At 44.2% G+C, this 21,639-nt stretch carries 13 protein-coding genes, 2 tRNA genes and 3 rRNA genes; 13 read left to right on the top strand and 5 right to left on the bottom strand.

Features of this window, described 5'->3' with window-relative positions; all coding sequences use genetic code 11:
* Nucleotides 1-26: 26 nt before the first annotated feature.
* The 4 genes from BF9343_RS18115 to BF9343_RS18100 form a co-directional block, all read right to left on the bottom strand.
* Nucleotides 27-1,646, bottom strand: coding sequence for a RagB/SusD family nutrient uptake outer membrane protein (locus BF9343_RS18115; protein WP_041926263.1), 1,620 nt, complete (start codon nucleotides 1,644-1,646; stop codon nucleotides 27-29).
* A 22-nt stretch (nucleotides 1,647-1,668) separates the two neighbouring features.
* Complete coding sequence (locus tag BF9343_RS18110; RefSeq protein WP_005791675.1) at nucleotides 1,669-5,109, bottom strand: TonB-dependent receptor; 3,441 nt, start codon at nucleotides 5,107-5,109, stop codon at nucleotides 1,669-1,671.
* A gap of 185 nt (nucleotides 5,110-5,294) precedes the next feature.
* Nucleotides 5,295-6,263: a FecR family protein gene (locus tag BF9343_RS18105; protein WP_005791673.1), complete on the bottom strand. Its 969-nt coding sequence runs from the start codon at nucleotides 6,261-6,263 to the stop codon at nucleotides 5,295-5,297.
* Between the two features lie 73 nt (nucleotides 6,264-6,336).
* The gene (locus BF9343_RS18100) at nucleotides 6,337-6,903 is read right to left on the bottom strand and encodes an RNA polymerase sigma-70 factor (protein ID WP_005799168.1); all 567 of its coding nucleotides are present in this window, start codon (nucleotides 6,901-6,903) and stop codon (nucleotides 6,337-6,339) included.
* 307 nt (nucleotides 6,904-7,210) lie between these two features.
* Between BF9343_RS18100 and BF9343_RS18095 the strand changes: the two genes are divergently transcribed.
* From BF9343_RS18095 to rrf, 6 genes are all read left to right on the top strand, one after another.
* Nucleotides 7,211-7,693 (top strand): PH domain-containing protein, encoded by a 483-nt coding sequence (locus tag BF9343_RS18095; protein WP_005800054.1) that lies wholly within the window; start codon nucleotides 7,211-7,213, stop codon nucleotides 7,691-7,693.
* Nucleotides 7,694-8,919: 1,226 nt separating this feature from the next.
* Nucleotides 8,920-10,448: ribosomal RNA gene (locus tag BF9343_RS18085) — 16S ribosomal RNA — on the top strand.
* Between the two features lie 154 nt (nucleotides 10,449-10,602).
* A tRNA-Ile gene (locus BF9343_RS18080) sits at nucleotides 10,603-10,679 on the top strand.
* Nucleotides 10,680-10,707: 28 nt separating this feature from the next.
* Nucleotides 10,708-10,781: transfer RNA gene (locus BF9343_RS18075), tRNA-Ala, on the top strand.
* Between the two features lie 150 nt (nucleotides 10,782-10,931).
* A 23S ribosomal RNA gene (locus BF9343_RS18070) occupies nucleotides 10,932-13,818 on the top strand.
* A 90-nt stretch (nucleotides 13,819-13,908) separates the two neighbouring features.
* Nucleotides 13,909-14,019, top strand: a 5S ribosomal RNA gene (gene rrf / locus BF9343_RS18065).
* Together the 16S, 23S and 5S rRNA genes with 2 tRNA genes alongside form the textbook arrangement of a ribosomal RNA operon.
* A gap of 306 nt (nucleotides 14,020-14,325) precedes the next feature.
* Here the strand turns inward: rrf and BF9343_RS18060 are convergent.
* Nucleotides 14,326-15,198 carry an NAD kinase gene (locus BF9343_RS18060; protein WP_005791134.1) on the bottom strand — a complete coding sequence of 291 codons (873 nt, stop codon included), beginning with the start codon at nucleotides 15,196-15,198 and terminating at the stop codon, nucleotides 14,326-14,328.
* A gap of 132 nt (nucleotides 15,199-15,330) precedes the next feature.
* On the opposite strand from BF9343_RS18060, the gene BF9343_RS18055 reads away from it, so the two are divergent.
* From BF9343_RS18055 to recG, 7 genes are all read left to right on the top strand, one after another.
* Nucleotides 15,331-16,044, top strand: a complete 714-nt coding sequence (locus tag BF9343_RS18055; RefSeq protein ID WP_005791132.1) for a pyridoxine 5'-phosphate synthase — start codon at nucleotides 15,331-15,333, stop codon at nucleotides 16,042-16,044.
* The gene (locus tag BF9343_RS18050; RefSeq protein WP_005791129.1) at nucleotides 16,044-16,766 is read left to right on the top strand and encodes a MotA/TolQ/ExbB proton channel family protein; all 723 of its coding nucleotides are present in this window, start codon (nucleotides 16,044-16,046) and stop codon (nucleotides 16,764-16,766) included. Before BF9343_RS18055 ends, BF9343_RS18050 begins: the two co-directional genes overlap by 1 nt.
* A 70-nt stretch (nucleotides 16,767-16,836) precedes the next feature.
* Complete coding sequence (locus BF9343_RS18045) at nucleotides 16,837-17,259, top strand: ExbD/TolR family protein (protein WP_005791127.1); 423 nt, start codon at nucleotides 16,837-16,839, stop codon at nucleotides 17,257-17,259.
* Nucleotides 17,256-18,098, top strand: a complete 843-nt coding sequence (locus BF9343_RS18040; RefSeq protein ID WP_005791126.1) for a TonB family protein — start codon at nucleotides 17,256-17,258, stop codon at nucleotides 18,096-18,098. Before BF9343_RS18045 ends, BF9343_RS18040 begins: the two co-directional genes overlap by 4 nt.
* A 71-nt stretch (nucleotides 18,099-18,169) precedes the next feature.
* The gene (locus BF9343_RS18035) at nucleotides 18,170-18,721 is read left to right on the top strand and encodes a DJ-1 family glyoxalase III (protein ID WP_005791124.1); all 552 of its coding nucleotides are present in this window, start codon (nucleotides 18,170-18,172) and stop codon (nucleotides 18,719-18,721) included.
* Nucleotides 18,722-18,725: 4 nt separating this feature from the next.
* Nucleotides 18,726-19,385 carry a 2-C-methyl-D-erythritol 4-phosphate cytidylyltransferase gene (locus BF9343_RS18030; RefSeq protein WP_010993549.1) on the top strand — a complete coding sequence of 220 codons (660 nt, stop codon included), beginning with the start codon at nucleotides 18,726-18,728 and terminating at the stop codon, nucleotides 19,383-19,385.
* Nucleotides 19,385-21,481 (top strand): ATP-dependent DNA helicase RecG, encoded by a 2,097-nt coding sequence (gene recG / locus BF9343_RS18025; RefSeq protein ID WP_010993548.1) that lies wholly within the window; start codon nucleotides 19,385-19,387, stop codon nucleotides 21,479-21,481. The genes BF9343_RS18030 and recG overlap by 1 nt, the downstream gene beginning before the upstream one ends.
* The last annotated feature ends 158 nt before the right edge of the window (nucleotides 21,482-21,639 follow it).

Below are 21,639 nucleotides of genomic sequence, written 5' to 3'. Positions count from 1 at the left end.
ATTTAAAAGTGTGATGAAATCAATCGTTAATATCCCAGATTTTGTTTTAGAACGCTGGAGCGGACAATCTCGTCATGAGGTACCGGTGTCAGGTATAACCGGTCATTCCAGGTACGAATGTCCGTCTTGGTAACTTTAAATTCTGTAGGAGAAACAAAACGTACTCCGTGCAGGGTGGTCTGTGTCTCGGGGCCGATCTTCCAGCGACGGACGTCGTAGAAGCGTTGTTCTTCGAAGGCAAATTCGATACGGCGTTCTTTTCGGATCAATTCACGTAATTTTTCCGGATCCGATTCGGTGAGGTCCGGTAATCCCACTCGTTGACGAATCATATTGACTGCTTTCCGTGCGCCTTCCACATCGCCTGTTTCAAGGCGCGCTTCTGCATCATTCAGATAAATCTCTGCATAACGGAGTATGATCCAGTTAGTACTGAAGTCCGGGCTGCCGGCACCTGCGTACGGATAGTTATAGTTGTCATAATCAATCCATTTCCAGACATTATATCCGGTAAGCGAACCGTCTCCCTTGTCAGGAGTATCCATCAGATAGCGGTCTACTGTCACGGCACCTTTATCTGCATTAAAGAAAATTTGCGAACCGTGGAACACGATGTTTGCATAGAATCGTGGTTCCCGTCCCTCGTAAATACCGCAAGTGTTTATATCGAATACCTGATCGGCAGGAGCTTGAGAGTATTGTGTAGCGGGAGTACCGTCTGCCATTTCAAATGCGTCAATCAGTTCCTGAGTAGGACCGAGTCCACCCCATCCGCGATCACCGTATTTATCGTTGATATACGTCACCATGTTACACACCATCATGTTGTTGTATACGTCCGGGCTTTTGTATTGTACATCGAAAATAATTTCCTTGTTATCTTTATTGGTAGTCCACCAGATAGAGCGATATTTCTCCGGGGTGGTTCCATCTACCAGTTCATATCCCAATTTATATACTTCGGCACAACTTTTGATAACGTCTTCATATCGTTTGTCATACAACTCTACTCTTGATTTCAGTGCATAAGCGGCACCTTTGGTAGCCCGGCCTTTTTCTCTCGAACCATACGAGGCAGGCAACATTTCTGTTGCTTTTTTGAGGTCTTCCAGAATGAAGTCATAGCATTCTTTCTCAGATGAACGGGGGATTTCCCAGTTATCTTCCATGGTGAGCACTTTATCCAACAAGATCACTCCGCCATAGCGCTTTACCATTTCGAAATAGAACATGGCGCGCAAGAAATGAACTTCTCCTGTTAGCCTTGACTTCTCACTTTCTTCGATGGTCGATGTACCGATTCGTTCGAAGAAACGGTTGCATTTACGTACTTTTACGTAATAATCTTCCCATACGTCGTCATCTTGCGGATCGGAAGCACTGACCATGTCATAGTTGAACTTAAACCAGCTTGCACGGTATTTATCACGCTGTGCCGAGACGGAATTGTCGCTGCGGTTTTCTTGTAGTTGCAGTCCGTCTACGGAGATTTCGCTATATAGATCGTTTACGTAATATTTCACCAGTGTTTCGTCCGACCAGAAGGAGTCGTCCGCTATTTCGTCCAGTGGAGCTTTGTTCAGTACATCGCACGAACAGAAGAGCAATACAAATAAGCAAAACAGGGCTGTATTTATCTTTTTCATAATCACGTTTCAATTTTTAAGTTTAGAATGTAATGTTAGCACCAAACACAAAGGTTTTCATTTGAGGATAAGCGCTTCCGTCGGTGGAACGCAATTCTGGGTCGAAGTACTTGATCTGCGACCAGGTCAGCAGGTTGGAGCCGCTGAAGTAGAGGCGCAGTCCCTGAATTTCCGATACCTTGGATAACAGTAACTTCTTGAAGTCATAACCTATTTCTACATTTTTCAGACGGAGGTATGAACCGTTACGCATCCAGAAAGAAGAGAACAATTGGTTATTGGCATTGCCTCCATAGTACAAGCGTGGAAATTCAGCTTTCGGATTTTCGGGCGTCCACGTGTTGCCGATGTGATGTTCGAGCAGGGCTCCTCCGCGTCCTTCGATGTATGGGAAGGCCAGGTAACCATTGTAATAAAAGTCTGCCAGTGCTGCTCCCTGGAAGAAGAAGGTTATGTCAAAACCTTTCCATTCGGCATTCAGATTGAGTCCGTATACCAATTCCGGATAGTTGCTGCGTCCGATAGCTATTTCATCTTCCGCATCGATGATACCGTCGCCGTTCTGGTCTTTGTATTTGATATCACCCGCCTTTGCTTTGCCGAATTGCGGTTGAGGCCAGTTGTTGGCTTCTTCGTCCGACTGGAATAATCCCAATGCTTCATAACCGAAATATTGGCTCATAGAGTGTCCCGTGCTGCGCTGTCTCGGATTGTTTTTCTCACCGGCCGGCTCCAGCAGGTCAATGACTTTGTTTCTAGCCCAAGTCAGATTGCCTGCAATAGAATAGTTGAAGTCGCGCAGGTGATTGCGATGTGTGATATTCAGGTCGATACCTCTGTTGTCTACTTTACCTACATTGGCTGCCGGCAATTTATATCCCAGGATGGCCGGCATATCCGTACGTTCGCGCAGGATGTCGTTTGTCTTTTTATAGAACCAGTCTGCTTCCAGATTAAGTTTTCCGTTAAAGAACGAAGCATCTATACCGATATTGAACATTTCAGAAGTTTCCCAAGTGATATTGGGGTTCGGGAAACGGGTTTCAGTGTATCCCGGGGCTATTTCCGGATTCTGACCGCCAAATACGGCATCACCGCCGGTACCATAAGCGGACATATACTGGAATTGACCGATGTTGTCTGTTCCGGCGCGTCCCCATGAAGTTCTTAACTTCAGGTTGCTGAGTACTCCGGAGAAAGGTTCCATGAAAGGTTCTGCCGATATGCGCCAAGCTGCCGATACAGATGGGAAGAAACCATAACGCTTGCTTTTCGGGAATTTTTCCGAACCATCGAGACGACCGTTAGCCTCCAGCATATATTTCTCTTTGTAATTGTAAGTCAGACGGAAGACCGAACCTACTTTACCGGTTTCGGAGGCACTGCCGCTGTTGTCTTTGTCTTTGTCCGGTCCGGCAAACAATTGCTGGATAGAATAGATACGATATTTTGTGCGTGAAGCCCAGAAGTTTTCGTCTGCCCCTTCCGAACGTGAGAACACGAATAATGCTCCCAATTGGTGATCTTGTGCAATGGTCTTGTTGTAAGCTGCCTGGAACTCGAATGTCATGGCTTGACTGGTTGAGTATGTCTGTTTTAGTTCGGCACCTTCACGGTTAGGTGAATGTCCGTCATATTCTCCTGTAATTTTGTTCCATACATAGAAGTCTACCGGAGTAGTCCATCTTTTGATGCTATTGAATATTTTATCGTAGGAGAAAATACCTTTCAGGTTCAAGCCCTCGAGTCCCGGAACATTGAAGTCCAGCATGAAGCGTGTGTTCAATACACTTTTACGGTCTTTCACCCAACCACCTTCGGTAGCCAGTCCGATAGGATTCACACCCAGTGACACTTTACCCAGGTTGCCGTCAGGAAAGCGTCCCGGGTCGGTCTGCGGGTTACGGTGCATATTGTTGAATACATCCGAAGTACTGCCTGCAATGCTGTTCCGGTCTTCCTGACGATAAGCCATGTCTGCCGATAAATTCAGATATTTGTCTACAATGTTGGCGTCTATATTAACACGTGCATTGTATCGGTTGAAGCCGGATGTTGATTTATTGGTGCGTGTGTCGCCATAGAGAGCATCCTGCTTCACGTAGCCGAATCCTGCAAAATATTTCACCTTATCCGAACCGCCGCTTGCTGTCAGACTGTGCATTTGCTGCCAGGCACGCGGAAGCAATACTTCTTTGTTCCAGTCCGTATTGGGATAACCGTAAGGGTCGGAACCATCTCTGAACTTCTGCAACTCTTCTTCAGTATAAATGCCATACATACCCGGATCTTCGCCCAAGTCCATTTCTTTGTTGCGCCATGCATCGTTCATAAAGCGGGCATGGTCATAAGAACTGGCTATTTCGGGCATACGGGTAGGGGTACCAAATCCTATTTTGAAGTTATAGTCTACCTGTGCTTTACCGCTTTTACCACGTTTAGTGGTGATCAGGATTACGCCATTGGCTCCTCGTGCACCATAAGGAGCTACTGCAGAAGCATCCTTCAGTACAGTCATACTTTCTATTTCGCTGGGGTCGAGTTGCGACATGCTACGTCCGATGATGCCGTCCACTACGATCAGGGGAGAAGAGGAAGTAGGCGAACTGGATCCGCGGATGATGATGGTCGGATCGTCATATCCGGCCTCGCCACCAGTCTGCTGAATCAATACGCCGCTGACGCGTCCGCCGAGTGAAGAAGCCAGGTTGGCGGTTGGCACATTTTTGAGTGAAGATACTTTTAGTGTAGAAGCCGAAGCGGTTACAGTTTGCTTTTTCTGAGAACCGTAGCCTACAACTACCACTTCATCCAGGGTTTTAGTATCTTCTTTCATCTGAATGTTGAAAGATGCTTTTCCATTCACAGGTATTTCCTGAGTCAGATATCCGATATACGAAATTACTAATACAGCCTTTTCCGGCACTTCCAATGTGAAGTTTCCTTCTATGTCCGTGATATCTCCTGTTCCCGGCTGCCCTTTTAGTGAGATATTGGCTCCGATAATCGGCTCACCGACCTGATCGATTACTACACCCTTAATTTTAATTTTTCGTTCCTGCTGGGTGACCATGGTCTCAGGGGCTTTCTCTTTGTCTACGTAAAGAGAAATGTAGTTATTAGAGAATTTATACGTCAACTTTTTGTTTCTGAGCGCCGTTGTCAGGATTTCCTTTACCGTAGCACTGGTGTTTTTTACCTCTATTTTCTGAGAAAGGTCAATTTCTGCATCACGATACATGAACAGATAATTAGTCTGTTTTTCGATTTCGCGCATCAATTCGCCGAAAGTCAGGCTACTCTTAGAAAGAGTCACACGGACCTCTTGCGATTTTACGTTACCAGCCTGAAGCTGAAAGAGAAAAACGAATATAAAGAACACGGACAGTTTCATAATTCGTATAATATGTGTTAATTCAAGTTGTTGATGGACATACCATTTCTGCAACAAGTTTTTTTTCATAACTTTGTCGTACGTTTAAAGATTAATACTATAGGTCTGTTTCGAGATGGATAAAGATAGTATTGACTCTTTTGGGGTGAGTGTTGGTAGCGCTCACCCTTTTTTGTCGCACTATCTATTTTGTTTGGATGGGGGATATTTTAAGTCATAGCGCTGATCTGTTTTAAAAGGTTAGACATGGGTATTTAGTAAATCTCATAATGTTCATCATCTGTTTTTTTGAATTTAAAAGGATATACTCCCTGCAAGGCTATCAGGATATTATCCACATCTTCGCTTTGTCGGATTTTGCCTGAGATTCGTTCGTCCAGTTTCACGTCTCCGGTAAAATTGAATTGCACATTGTACCATAGGGTCAGATAGCTCAGGATTTCTCCGAAAGGCTTTGAGCGAAAGCTGAAAATACCACTCTTCAGGTATTCTTCATTGTCGAAGTTGGAAGTAGACACTACCATGCGGTTGTTTACTAACGATACTTTTTCGTGTGGGTTCAGATAGACTTTCTCGTTTTTATTATTTTTGTTATAGACCAATACGCGCCCTTCTACGAGGCAGGTTTCAAACTTACTCTCTTTTCCTGCATAGGCGAATACGTTGAACCGGGTACCTAATACCTGTATATTGAACAACTGTGTCTTCACGATAAAAGGTTTCTTGGCATTCTTGGTAACTTCGAAATATCCTTCACCGTTCAATTCTACCATACGGTTTTTCCGGTTGAATTCATTGGGGATTTTGATTTTGCTCTGTGGGCTTAACCATACGGAAGTACCATCCGGAAGGGTCATGTTCACTCGTTGCCCTTTGGGAACATTGATCTCCGTATATTGTTTTTTTTGCTCTTTTTGTGTATACCAGTTAGCGATAAACCAAGTAGTGGAAATAAGCAAAACAATCATAGCCGCATATTTAAAGAACCCTATACGGAATCGATGTACAGAACGGCGTTTCAGACGTTTATCGAACTCTGCTATACCCCTTACAGTCTTTTGAGGGTCTCCTTCCTGTGCCATCAGTCCGGAGACAGCCCATACTGCCTTCATGCGTGCGAATTCTTTTTTAGCTTCCGGATTATCTCGGAGTTTATTCAGAAATTCTGTTTTTTCGGTGGCAGACAGGGTGCCTGCGAAATATTTTTCTAATTCATCATTCATGGTTCCTTGAGTGGTTTTATAGTAAAGACAATCGAGAATGCATTTACCACCAAAGGAAATACAAAAAAAAGTATTAAATGATAAAAACCAGTAAAGGAAGATATTCTTTGAGTTCTGATCTGAGTTTGCGAAGTGCGATAGATATCTGATTTTCAACGGTGTTTACGGATATATCCAGGCGTTCGGCTATTTCTTTATATTTTAATCCTTCTATGCGACTGAGCAAAAAGATTTCTCTGCAACGTTCGGGCAGCTTTTGCATCGTTCGGCTCAACAGGTTTTCTACTTCCGAAATAGAGGAAACAGCTTCGTCAAATTGTTCCAAAGCATATAGGTTCAATTGAGACTCCAGTTCTTCGTCTGCTTTGAGCGAACAGGTTTTGGCCTGGATATACGACTGATGTTTCAGAAAGTTCAGACATCTGTTTTTGATAAGAGTAAAAAGAAAGGCATCCAGATGGTCTATATCTTCCAATAACTCCAGATGTTCCCATAGGTAAAGGAAGGTATCTTGCACTATGTTTTCTGCATCCTCTTCCGCAATAACATAGGTTTGCGAGAAACGGAGCATTCTCACATAATATATAGAATATATGTCTGAAAAACTTTTTTGTGTTTTCAGTAGATGATTAGATTGCATTCTGCTTATCGAACTTGTTTCTTTTATCTATAGTATAAGATACGTTTAAAATGCAAATATAACTAAATTGTTTGCAATGTGAGAGAGTAGTTTTAATTTTTATTTTGTTTATTGTGGAGCATCTTTTTTGAAGTTCGTTTAAGTTCTATTGTTTATAGCACTTAACACATAGAGGATTATGAAAACTAGGCGAAACACATCTTTCAGGATTAGTAATAATTGAGTGGGAGAGTTTATAATTCGGTCCGGTTCAAAAAATACTTTAGATTGAAGAACCGATATTTGATTTTTTTTTATCTTTGTACTTATGGAAAAATATTATAGCACAAACTGTCCGATTAATACGACCACAATTATTAAGACCATAATTGTTGCGATGCTTTTCATTATCGCAGCTATTATAGTATTTGCCAGTGGAGGATATTGGTTAGGAATTAGCATAATATTACTGCTGTTAGTTATCATGGTTGTAACCTATTTTTGTATTCCTCGGAAAATTATTGTGACCGATACGGATATTGTGCTTTATAATCATGGATTTAAAAGAAAAATTCCCAAGTGCGATATATTGAAAGCAAGAAGCGTCACTGCAAAGGATAGAAATGGTCTGTGGCGTAAGTTTGCAGTTGAAGGTGTTTGGGGGTATTGTGGTATTTATGCTTCAAAAATACACAAGAACCTTTATATCTATGCTTCTCAAAATAAGAACTGGATTTTGATTGAAACTGAAAGAAAGAATTATATTGTATCACCGGAAAATCTGGATATAATAGATGTGATTAATAAATAAATGGTACTATTTACAATTTAGTGGCTACTGGAGCACTTTTAAGATTAGTTTTTAAGCAATGTCCTGTGGGTTTTAATAGTAAGCTCCTCCCGCTTCCATTCCCAACCTTGCTTTTTAAAATTCCCTGCCCCCATACTTGCTTTAATCACAACTATCCCTTTCCATCCGCCACTTATCCCTTTTCCCAGAAAATACCCCCTTTTTTCTCTATTTTCTTCATTCTCAATCCTTTTTCTCCTTTTGTTTTTCCTCTTCCTATAACTTGATTTAACCCTCTGTTAAATCAAGCCTTTTGTTTTTAAATAACAAGTCTTTTCGAAGCCAAAGCTTTGTTCTTTCCGCCCCTGAAATAAATGTCTTCCCAACCGCATTAACAATGTTAACGCGGTCTTCCGTTCAATTTTTGTTTGATTCCTGTCTGATTCCCGTTCACTCTCCGTTCACCCCCATTCAATTCCCGTTCAATCCTTGTCACAATCCCGTCGTATTTTCTGTTTACCCCCTGTTAAAATCTCTATTTTCTCCTCAATTTCCTCCCCGAAACACTTCTCCTTCTCCCTTTTTCGGTAAATCCCCTTTTCCCTCTCCCCGATAAATTTCCCCTATATAATATAATAATGTGTCCCTTTTCTTCCCCGACCTTTCCCTTTTCCATAATCAATTATCAGAACCGTCCTCTCCCTCAGCCCTTTACGTTTTTATTCAAAATATTTTCAAAAAAATCCCCTTTTATATTTGTCTCTTATCTCCTAATGCCTTACTTTTGCATCCGCTTTCCAAGAGACGGACAGCATTTAATTTTGACATGTTGCAACGGCGTAGGACGTGCCTTACAGAATAACAAAAATAATTTTCTTTTTATTTGGATCATTATTATAAAAGTCGTTATCTTTGCAGTCCGATTCGCAGAGCGAGGGCCTTTGGCTGTCTTTTCTTTCCCTTTCGCACAGAGAGGCTTGGAAATAAAAGGCGGGCATTGAAAAAAAAACTTCCCAAAACATTTGGCAGTTTAAAATAAACCCCTTACCTTTGCACCCGCTTTTGAAACGAAGCAGAATTTAAAAAGAAGAGTTCTTTGAAACATTGATAAACAATACAAGTAGTACAAGTCAAATTTAGAACCGTCAATACTTATTATATAGGTATATAAAAATGACCGTCAATAAATTTTCGACATCCTGAACAGAGCTAATATCATCCCTTATGGGATATATAACAATACTTTTACAATGAAGAGTTTGATCCTGGCTCAGGATGAACGCTAGCTACAGGCTTAACACATGCAAGTCGAGGGGCATCAGGAAGAAAGCTTGCTTTCTTTGCTGGCGACCGGCGCACGGGTGAGTAACACGTATCCAACCTGCCCTTTACTCGGGGATAGCCTTTCGAAAGAAAGATTAATACCCGATAGCATAATGATTCCGCATGGTTTCATTATTAAAGGATTCCGGTAAAGGATGGGGATGCGTTCCATTAGGTTGTTGGTGAGGTAACGGCTCACCAAGCCTTCGATGGATAGGGGTTCTGAGAGGAAGGTCCCCCACATTGGAACTGAGACACGGTCCAAACTCCTACGGGAGGCAGCAGTGAGGAATATTGGTCAATGGGCGCTAGCCTGAACCAGCCAAGTAGCGTGAAGGATGAAGGCTCTATGGGTCGTAAACTTCTTTTATATAAGAATAAAGTGCAGTATGTATACTGTTTTGTATGTATTATATGAATAAGGATCGGCTAACTCCGTGCCAGCAGCCGCGGTAATACGGAGGATCCGAGCGTTATCCGGATTTATTGGGTTTAAAGGGAGCGTAGGTGGACTGGTAAGTCAGTTGTGAAAGTTTGCGGCTCAACCGTAAAATTGCAGTTGATACTGTCAGTCTTGAGTACAGTAGAGGTGGGCGGAATTCGTGGTGTAGCGGTGAAATGCTTAGATATCACGAAGAACTCCGATTGCGAAGGCAGCTCACTGGACTGCAACTGACACTGATGCTCGAAAGTGTGGGTATCAAACAGGATTAGATACCCTGGTAGTCCACACAGTAAACGATGAATACTCGCTGTTTGCGATATACAGTAAGCGGCCAAGCGAAAGCATTAAGTATTCCACCTGGGGAGTACGCCGGCAACGGTGAAACTCAAAGGAATTGACGGGGGCCCGCACAAGCGGAGGAACATGTGGTTTAATTCGATGATACGCGAGGAACCTTACCCGGGCTTAAATTGCAGTGGAATGATGTGGAAACATGTCAGTGAGCAATCACCGCTGTGAAGGTGCTGCATGGTTGTCGTCAGCTCGTGCCGTGAGGTGTCGGCTTAAGTGCCATAACGAGCGCAACCCTTATCTTTAGTTACTAACAGGTTATGCTGAGGACTCTAGAGAGACTGCCGTCGTAAGATGTGAGGAAGGTGGGGATGACGTCAAATCAGCACGGCCCTTACGTCCGGGGCTACACACGTGTTACAATGGGGGGTACAGAAGGCAGCTAGCGGGTGACCGTATGCTAATCCCAAAATCCTCTCTCAGTTCGGATCGAAGTCTGCAACCCGACTTCGTGAAGCTGGATTCGCTAGTAATCGCGCATCAGCCACGGCGCGGTGAATACGTTCCCGGGCCTTGTACACACCGCCCGTCAAGCCATGGGAGCCGGGGGTACCTGAAGTACGTAACCGCAAGGATCGTCCTAGGGTAAAACTGGTGACTGGGGCTAAGTCGTAACAAGGTAGCCGTACCGGAAGGTGCGGCTGGAACACCTCCTTTCTGGAGCGATGTTGAAAACGACGTTCATTGGTTCTAAATTGTACTACTGGTACTTGTTTATTTATAGAATATAGATCAACCATCTATAGCAATATAGATAGAGATAAACAAGAGAAAAACAGAAGCCGAGTCTAAAACAGGACACGGTTGAACTAGTCCTATAGCTCAGTTGGTTAGAGCGCTACACTGATAATGTAGAGGTCGGCAGTTCAACTCTGCCTGGGACTACCAACAGATAGATATTTTATCTTGTATGATTGGGGGATTAGCTCAGCTGGCTAGAGCATCTGCCTTGCACGCAGAGGGTCAACGGTTCGAATCCGTTATTCTCCACTCCGATACCGCGACCTAACAGGCTTGCGTGTAATCAAACGATCTTTGACATGATGTACAGAAAAAAGTAAATTTAGTAAGAGCTAAAAGTATATATCGAACCATTTGGTTCAGATCCTTTTTAAGAAAAGGAGATGAATCTGGCGATAAAAGAAAGTAAATAAGGGCGCATGGCGGATGCCTTGGCTCTCGGAGGCGATGAAGGACGTGATAAGCTGCGATAAGCTTCGGGTAGGTGCAAATGACCTTTGATCCGAAGATTTCCGAATGGGACAACCCGGCATTCTGAAGGAATGTCATCCAACTTGGTTGGAGGCTAACGCAGGGAACTGAAACATCTTAGTACCTGCAGGAAAAGAAAATAAATAATGATTCCCCTAGTAGTGGCGAGCGAACGGGGATTAGCCCAAACCACCCATGTTACGGCATGTGTGGGGTTGTAGGACCACGCTCTCGCAAGACAGTTATTGAGAAGAAACGACTGGAAAGTCGTGCCATAGACGGTGATAGCCCGGTATTCTAAGGTAACCGAAGCGTAGTGGTATCCTGAGTAGCGCGGAGCACGAGGAATTCTGCGTGAACCAGCCGGGACCATCCGGTAAGGCTAAATACTCCCGAGAGACCGATAGCGAACCAGTACTGTGAAGGAAAGGTGAAAAGCACTTCGAATAGAAGAGTGAAATAGTCCCTGAAACCATGCGCCTACAAGCGGTCGGAGCAGCTTAAGCTGTGACGGCGTGCCTTTTGCATAATGAACCTACGAGTTACTTTTTCCGGCAAGGTTAAGCATCTTGAGATGTGGATCCGAAGCGAAAGCGAGTCTGAACAGGGCGGATAGTCGGAAGGAGTAGACGCGAAACCAAGTGATCTACCCTTGGGCAGGTTGAAGGTTAGGTAACACTAACTGGAGGACCGAACCGATAAGCGTTGAAAAGCTTCCGGATGACCTGAGGGTGGGGGTGAAAGGCTAATCAAACTTGGAGATAGCTCGTACTCCCCGAAATGCATTTAGGTGCAGCCTTGAGAGTTACTAATGTGAGGTAGAGCGACTGATAAGATGCGAGGGCTTCACCGCCTATCAAGTCTTGATAAACTCCGAATGCGCATTAGTTCTATCTCAGGAGTGAGGGCATGGGTGCTAAGGTCCATGTCCTAAAGGAGAAGAATCCAGACCATCAGCTAAGGTCCCCAAATAAACACTAAGTTGAACTAACGAAGTCAGATTGCTAAGACAGCTAGGATGTTGGCTTGGAAGCAGCCATTCATTTAAAGAGTGCGTAACAGCTCACTAGTCGAGGAGTTTGGCGTGGATAATAATCGGGCATAAGTGTTTTACCGAAGCTATGGGATACGTAAGTATCGGTAGGGGAGCATTCCACTCAGCGTTGAAGGCGAAGCGTGAGCTTTACTGGAGCGTGTGGAAAAGCAAATGTAGGTATAAGTAACGATAAAGGGGGTGAGAAACCCCCTCGCCGCAAGACTAAGGTTTCCTGATCAACGCTAATCGGATCAGGGTTAGTCGGGTCCTAAGGCTCAGCCGAACGGTGAGGCCGATGGCAGAACAGGTTAATATTCCTGTACTACCTATAAGAGTGATGTGGAGACGGAGGAGTGACAACGCCGCGGACTGACGGAATAGTCCGTTAAAGGGTGTAGATGTTGATTATCCCAGGCAAATCCGGGATAAGAGTCGAACCTGACAGTATACCAATTTCCCCGGAAAACGGTAATAGTGCGTGTAAACATACTCCCAAGAAAATCCGCTAAACTTAATCTTATAGGTACCCGTACCGTAAACGGACACACGTAGTCGGGTTGAATATACTCAGGCGCTTGAGTGAATCACGGTTAAGGAACTAGGCAAATTGACCCTGTAACTTCGGGATAAAGGGTCCCTACCCGGTGACGGGAGGGCGCAGAGAATAGGTCCAGGCAACTGTTTAACAAAAACACAGGGCTGTGCAAAATTGAAAGATCACGTATACAGCCTGACACCTGCCCGGTGCTGGAAGGTTAAGAGGAGATGTCATCGCAAGAGAAGCATTGAATTGAAGCCCCAGTAAACGGCGGCCGTAACTATAACGGTCCTAAGGTAGCGAAATTCCTTGTCGGGTAAGTTCCGACCTGCACGAATGGTGTAATGATCTGGACACTGTCTCAACCGTGAGCTCAGTGAAATTGTAGTATCGGTGAAGATGCCGATTACCCGCGATGGGACGAAAAGACCCCGTGAACCTTTACTATAGCTTAACATTGAATTTGGGTAATTGATGTGTAGGATAGGCCGGAGACTTTGAAGCAGGCACGCCAGTGTTTGTGGAGTCGCTGTTGAAATACGGCCCTTTGGTTATTTGAGTTCTAACTCGCTGATGCGAGGACACTGTTTGGTGGGTAGTTTGACTGGGGTGGTCGCCTCCAAAAGCGTAACGGAGGCTTCTAAAGGTGCCCTCACGCCGATTGGTAACCGGCGGTAGAGTGTAATGGCATAAGGGCGCTTGACTGGGAGACTTACAAGTCGATCAGGTAGGAAACTAGAGCATAGTGATCCGGTGTTTCCGTATGGAAGGGACATCGCTCAAAGGATAAAAGGTACTCCGGGGATAACAGGCTGATCCCTCCCAAGAGCTCATATCGACGGAGGGGTTTGGCACCTCGATGTCGGCTCGTCACATCCTGGGGCTGGAGAAGGTCCCAAGGGTTGGGCTGTTCGCCCATTAAAGTGGCACGCGAGCTGGGTTCAGAACGTCGTGAGACAGTTCGGTCTCTATCTATCGTGGGCGTATGAAATTTGCGTGGCTCTGACACTAGTACGAGAGGACCGTGTTGGACTGACCTCTGGTTTACCGGTTGTGCCGCCAGGTGCATTGCCGGGTATCTAAGTCGGGATTGGATAAGTGCTGAAAGCATCTAAGTACGAAGCCAGCCACAAGATTAGATTTCTTTCAGGGTCGTTGTAGACTACAACGTTGATAGGACGCAGGTGTACAGGTGGTAACATCACAGCCGAGCGTTACTAATTGCCCGATGACTTTCTTTTATCCGCCTTCAATGGTTTATATATCCGTTTAGCTTCACTATTTATATAATAGACCGCTGAATTTACTTTTGTACATTATGTCTGCCTTATTCAGGTGACTATAGCATCAGGGTTCCACCTCTTCCCATTCCGAACAGAGAAGTTAAGCCTGATCACGCCGATGGTACTGCGTAACAGTGGGAGAGTAGGTAGTCGCCATTTTTTTCAGATGGTTCATCCCCTTCGGTCGAAAGACCGGAGGGGATGACTTGTTTTATACAGGGGGGAAGGAAAGGGAGCGCCAGGCTGCCCTCCGGATAACACTTTCTTAATGGAGATGGCTATGGGAAATCCGATAGCCTTTTCTTGTCCTATATAACGGTTATTGGAAGAGGTGGGTATCTCCGCATCCCTTGGGGGCACGGAGCCTTGCAAAAGAGGCGATTCAAGCGAATGAATGGGTTTTATATAGGAAAAAATGTGTCGTAAGAGTAGAGGGATATAAGGAAGGTGCTTTTGTGAGCTGTTTTACACTCTACTGTCAGCCCCCCACATCATTTTGGTACGCAAGGTATCGAAAAAGATGTGGTTAAAGCGTTTCACCACCTTAATGCTATAGTCTGCTCTACGGATAGTGAGACGAGTAGTCTCTTTACAGGTTTCACTGCTACCGTCTATTGCTACCAGAAAGTTATGACTACGGCTTTCTACATCTAAAGTAATTTCCCAGTCATCACAGATTACTATAGGCCTTACATTTAAACTGTGTGGGGCGACAGGAGTGATTGCAATCGTTTTGGAGTGTGGAACGATAATAGGGCCACCTACGCTTAATGAATAGGCAGTAGAACCTGTTGGAGTAGCAATAATCAAACCGTCTGCTTGATAAGTAGTGAGATGTGCCCCGTTGATTGCTGTACGGATACTGATCATTGATGAACTGTCTCGTTTCAGAATGGCTATTTCATTGAGAGCATAAGGCGAATTTTGTAAATGTTTATCGTCACAAAGTAACTGGAGTACACTTCGTTCCTCAACAGTATAATGGTTCTGATAAACCTCTTCAATCGTTTCTTCCATTTCTTCCGGAGATACATCTGCCAGAAACCCTAATCGTCCGGTATTGATGCCTAAAATAGGGATTCCTTTATTGCCTACACGGCGTGCTGCCTTCAGAAAAGTGCCGTCACCGCCAATGCTGATCACCATGTCGGCATCAAAATTGTTTTCATCGAACAAATCATCTGCCTTAACGTTCAGTTTTAAATCGGACTTCAGAAAACGATGAAACTCCCTGCATACGCAGATTTCAGCTCCATGTTTCTCGAGTAATTTGAACAGGGTGGCAGCATGTGAGGACTTCTTAGCTTGGTATGTATTTCCGAAAATGGCAAATTTCATGTTGATAAAAGTTTCTAGTATGTCGCAAATTTGGGATTTTTTTTCGGTATTGCTGTTATCTTATCGCTAATATTTGTACTTTTGCGCAAAACATATGGGTAAAAGCTCCGTATTATATTAAGACATAGAACTATGACTAAATTAAGTGTGAACATAAACAAAGTGGCTACCCTTCGGAATGCCCGTGGGGGAAATGTTCCGAACGTGGTTAAGGTGGCGTTGGATTGTGAGAGTTTCGGTGCTGACGGAATAACGGTTCACCCCCGTCCGGATGAACGCCATATCCGTCGTTCGGATGTGTATGATTTGCGTCCGTTGCTTCGGACCGAATTTAATATTGAAGGATATCCTTCTCCTGAGTTTATTGACTTGGTGTTGAAGGTGAAACCTCATCAGGTGACTTTGGTTCCGGATGATCCTTCTCAGATAACTTCTAATTCGGGATGGGATACCAAGGTTAACTTTGATTTCCTGACAGAAGTATTGGATGAATTTAACGGGGCAGGTATCCGTACATCCGTATTTGTGGCACCCGATGCGGAAATGATTGAATATGCTGCGAAAGCAGGTGCCGATCGGGTAGAATTATATACCGAGCCCTATGCTACTGCCTATCCGAAAGATCCGGCTGCGGCTGTTGCTCCTTTTGTTGAAGCGGCAAAAGCGGCACGTAGATTGGGGATCGGTCTGAATGCCGGTCATGACTTGAGTTTATTGAATCTGAATTATTTTTATAAAAACATACCTTGGTTGGACGAAGTCTCTATCGGTCATGCTTTGATAAGCGATGCACTGTATCTGGGACTGGAACGTACCATCCAAGAATATAAAAACTGTCTTCGCTAATGAATGCAATGCTACTATTAGCCCAAGTGGCTACCAATCTGGCTGACTCCGTTGCATCGGCCAATCCTGTATTGACTCCTGTATCTGCACCGGCAGAAATGAATATGCTTGATATGGCTATCAAGGGTGGATGGATTATGATTGTACTGGCCGTACTGTCTGTTGTCTGTTTCTACATTCTGTTCGAACGTAACTATATGATTCGGAAAGCCGGTAAAGAAGATCCGATGTTTATGGAGAAGATTAAAGATTATATCCATAGTGGGGAGATAAAATCGGCCATTAATTACTGTCGTACGATAAATACTCCTTCAGCCCGCATGATTGAGAAAGGTATCAGCCGTTTGGGACGTCCGGTAAATGATGTGCAGGTTGCTATTGAAAATGTGGGAAATATAGAGGTGGCCAAGTTAGAGAAAGGACTGACGGTAATGGCTACCATTTCCGGTGGTGCACCGATGCTTGGCTTCCTGGGTACGGTAACCGGTATGGTGCGGGCATTTTACGAAATGGCGAATGCCGGAAGCGGTAACATAGACATAACATTGCTTTCAGGAGGTATTTATGAAGCCATGATTACTACTGTGGGTGGTTTGATTGTGGGTATTATTGCTATGTTTGCTTACAACTACCTGGTGATGTTGGTAGACCGAGTGGTCAATAAGATGGAATCCAGAACTATGGAGTTTATGGATTTGCTTAATGAACCTGCACAAAAATAAAGTGCTGAGATAAAATAAAGTGCGTAGCCAATTAGCACATTGACAGATTGGCATCTTGAAGAATTATTTTATGGCATTAAAGCGTCGAGCAAAAATATCACCCAACTTTAGTATGGCATCTATGACGGATGTCATATTCCTGTTGCTTATCTTTTTTATGATAACCTCAACTGTTGTGTCGCCCAATGCGATTAAAGTGCTGTTGCCACAGGGGAAACAGCAAACTTCGGCCAAGCCGTTGACAAGGGTTATTATTGATAAGGACCTGAACTATTATGCAGCGTTTGGTAATGAAAAAGAGCATGCTTTGGGGTTGGAAGAGTTAACTCCATTCCTCCAAAGTTGTGCGGATAAAGAACCTGAGATGTATGTTGCTCTCTATGCAGATGAAACTGTGCCTTATCGCGAAATCGTTAAAGTGCTGAACATCGCTAATGAGAATCATTTTAAAATGGTGTTGGCTACACGCCCGCCGGAAACAAAGAAGAAATGAACATAAAAAGAAAGAGTGAATATATAGGGGCGTTGGGTGCATTGTTGGTGCATGTGGCTATTATTGCTCTTTTGATTCTCGTAAGTTTTGCTATCCCGCATCCGGACGAAGAAGCCGGGGGAGTACCTGTTATGATGGGAGATGTGGATGCTGCTTATGGAAACTATGATCCTTCTACCATGGTGGACGTGGAGGTTTTACCGGAAGAAGTGCCGGCTCCGCAGCCCGAACCGGAAGTGGAGACTGAACAGGAAATGATTACTCAGACCGAAGAAGAAACGGTTGTGGTAAAGCCTAAGGCCGAACCTAAGAAGGAAAAACCGAAAGTGGCAAAGAAACCTGAGAAAACTCCCGAAGAAAAAGCTGCCGAAGCTAAAAAGCTTGCCGAGGAAAAGGCGGAACGTGAACGTAAGGCTGCAGCGGAAGCTGCCAGTAAACGAGTGGCCGGTGCTTTTGGTAAAGGTTCGCAAATGGGGGGAAGTAAAGGTACGGCTACTTCAGGAGAAGGAGTTGAAGGAAGTAAAGACGGTAATTCTTTGACCGGAGCAAAATCCGGAGTCGGAGGGTATGGAACATTTAATCTTGGAGGACGTTCTATAGGAGAAGGTGGTTTGCCTCGTCCGGTATACAATGTTCAGGAAGAGGGACGTGTCGTTGTTTCTATCACGGTAAACCCTGCCGGTCATGTGATTGCTACGAGCATCAACCGATTGACAAATACGGTAAATTCGACTTTACGTAAGGCAGCTGAAGATGCGGCTAAGAAGGCTCGTTTTAATGCTGTGGACGGAGTAAACAACCAGACGGGAACAATTACTTATTATTTTAATTTGAAATAATTAATGCTTAGGGTGCCGCACCCTTAAAAGGCCGGTCGCTTTAAGTTTGTAACATCTAAATGATATAGATTATGGGAACTGTTTATGCATTTTTCGCAGATGGATTTGAAGAAATTGAAGCGCTTACTACAATTGATACATTGAGACGCGCAGGTTTAGATGTCGAAATAGTATCTGTTACTCCGGACGAGATTGTAGTCGGAGCGCATGACGTATCTGTGCTTTGCGATAAGAATTTTGAAAATTGTGACTTCTTTGATGCTGAGCTGCTGTTTTTACCCGGAGGTATGCCGGGAGCTGCCACTTTGGACAAACATGAAGGGTTGCGTAAATTAATTCTTAGTTTTGCAGAGAAAAACAAGCCTATTGCAGCCATTTGTGCTGCTCCGATGGTACTTGGGAAACTGGGACTCCTGAAAGGACGCAGAGTTACTTGTTACCCCAGTTTCGAACAATATCTGGATGGGGCGGACTGCACTAACGAACCGGTTGTAAGAGATGGTAATATTATTACCGGGATGGGACCGGGAGCTGCCATGGAGTTTGCATTGACTATTGTGGATACATTGTTGGGCAAAGAAAAAGTGAACGAACTGGTAGAGGCTATGTGCGTAAGACGTTAAGCTTATGTGTCGGACTGCTTTGATTGTAGCCGGAGGGAAGGGACTCCGTATGGGGAGCGAACTTCCCAAACAGTTTCTTCCCATCGGTGGTAAACCTGTATTGATGCGTACGCTGGAAGCTTTTCACCGTTTCGATGAAAAAATGCAGATTATTCTTGTATTACCTCGGGAGCAACAGGACTTTTGGCGTGAACTTTGTGAAGAGCATGGCTTTGACATTAAACATCTGATTGCCGATGGAGGTGAAACACGTTTCCATTCGGTCAAGAATGGATTGGCTCTTGTGAACGGTATCGGTGTAGTGGGAATACATGATGGTGTCCGTCCTTTCGTTTCACAGGAAGTGATTGCCCGCTGCTTCCTGGAAGCAGTAGTCCGAAAAGCCGTCATACCCGTCATTGATGTGGTAGAAACTGTGCGTCATCTCACCGAATCGGGCAGTGAAACCGTAAGCCGTAATGACTATAAATTAGTGCAGACTCCCCAGGTGTTCGATGCAGATCTGCTGAAGAGAGCTTATGAACAGGAATTTACTCCCTTTTTTACAGATGATGCTTCGGTGGTGGAAGCCATGGGTGTTCCTGTCTACCTGGTGGAGGGGAATCGTGAAAATATAAAAATAACTACTCCTTTTGATTTGAAAGTAGCTTCAGCCTTGTTGTAATGTTCGATTTAACTACACGAGACATAAAGTACTTATCCGGTGTCGGCCCGCAGAAAGCTGCGGTTTTGAATAAAGAGCTGGAGATTTATTCATTGCATGACCTGCTCTATTATTTCCCTTATAAATATGTAGACCGGAGTCGCATCTATTACATTCATGAAATAGATGGAAATATGCCGTATATACAATTGAAAGGGAAGATATTAGGATTCGAAACATTTGGTGAAGGACGTCAGAGGAGGCTGTTGGCGCATTTTTCGGATGGTACGGGAGTGGTTGACCTAGTATGGTTTCAAGGTATAAAGTATGTTACCAATAAATATAAACTTCATGAAGAATACATTGTTTTCGGTAAGCCAACGGTGTTTAACGGAAGAATCAATGTAGCCCATCCCGATATAGATAGTCCCGCCGATCTGAAATTGTCGTCAATGGGACTTCAGCCCTATTATAATACGACGGAGAAGATGAAGCGCAGCTTTCTTAACTCCCATGCGATTGAAAAAATGATGGCAACCGTTATCGGACAGATTCAGGAGCCTTTGTCCGAAACACTTTCACCTAAACTGATTGCCGATCATCATTTGATGTCTTTGACGGATGCATTGCGGAATATTCATTTTCCTTCTAATCCGGAATTGTTGCGAAAAGCACAATATCGTCTTAAGTTTGAAGAACTCTTCTACGTACAACTCAATATTCTGCGGTATGCCAAAGACAGGCAACGCAAATATCGCGGCTATGTTTTTGAAACGGTAGGAGAGATTTTTAATACGTTCTATTCAAAGAATCTCCCTTTCGAATTGACAGGCGCTCAAAAGAGAGTTTTAAGGGAGATCAGACAAGACGTAGGGTGTGGAAAGCAAATGAACCGGCTATTGCAGGGAGATGTTGGAAGTGGAAAAACATTGGTGGCATTGATGAGCATGTTGATGGCACTGGATAATGGATTTCAGGCTTGCATGATGGCGCCTACCGAAATTTTGGCTAACCAACATTACGATACCATCAGAGAACTGTTGTTTGGGATGGATGTAAGGGTGGAGTTGCTGACAGGCTCGGTAAAAGGCAAGAAACGGGAAGCTATTCTTGCGGGACTCCTGACCGGAGATGTACACATCTTGATAGGTACCCATGCCGTGATTGAAGATACTGTAAATTTTGCTTCGCTGGGATTGGCTGTCATCGACGAACAACACCGCTTTGGAGTGGCACAACGTGCCCGCCTGTGGAGTAAAAGTGTTCAGCCACCTCATGTGTTGGTTATGACTGCTACTCCGATCCCACGTACATTGGCTATGACACTTTATGGTGATCTGGATGTTTCGGTTATAGACGAATTACCTCCCGGCCGTAAGCCGATTGCTACGATTCACCAGTTTGATAACCGTAGAGAAAGTTTGTATCGTTCGGTACGGAAACAGATAGAGGAAGGCCGCCAGGTTTATATTGTTTATCCACTGATTAAAGAGAGTGAAAAGATTGATCTAAAGAATCTTGAAGAAGGATATCTGCATATCTGTGAAGAGTTCCCCGACTGTAAGGTCTGCAAAGTGCATGGCAAGATGAAGCCTGCTGAGAAGGATGCACAGATGCAACTTTTTATTTCGGGTGATGCGCAGATCATGGTAGCCACCACAGTAATTGAAGTCGGTGTGAATGTGCCCAATGCTTCGGTGATGATTATCGAGAATGCCGAACGTTTCGGACTATCCCAGTTACATCAGCTACGTGGGCGAGTGGGGCGTGGAGCTGATCAGTCTTATTGTATTTTAGTTACTACGTATAAACTTACCGAAGAGACCCGGAAGCGGCTTGAAATTATGGTGCGCACCAATGACGGATTTGAAATAGCCGAGGCAGATCTTAAACTACGCGGTCCCGGGGACTTGGAGGGTACGCAACAAAGTGGCATTGCTTTCGACCTGAAGATCGCGGACATAGCCCGTGACGGACAGCTTTTGCAATATGTGCGCACTATTGCTGAAGAAATAACAGATGCCGATCTTGGCGGAGTATTACCGGAGAATGCGATTTTGTGGCAACAGTTGAGAGCATTGCGCAAGACGAATGTTAACTGGGCTGCTATTAGTTGAAAAACGGTTAAACATGTAGCTTTTTTACATAAACATGTTGCATAACATATTTTCTCTTATTCCCTTTATTTACGGTTGTTTGGAGAAATATTTCTTTAATTCCATGCCTTACTCTTATAAAAAATAGTTAAGAACATGCCTTCTGTTTCGTCTGGAAA

The organism is Bacteroides fragilis NCTC 9343, assembly GCF_000025985.1.
Classification (GTDB): domain Bacteria; phylum Bacteroidota; class Bacteroidia; order Bacteroidales; family Bacteroidaceae; genus Bacteroides; species Bacteroides fragilis.
Note: the sequence above shows the minus strand (reverse complement) of the source record. Positions and strands in the feature narration are given on the sequence as shown.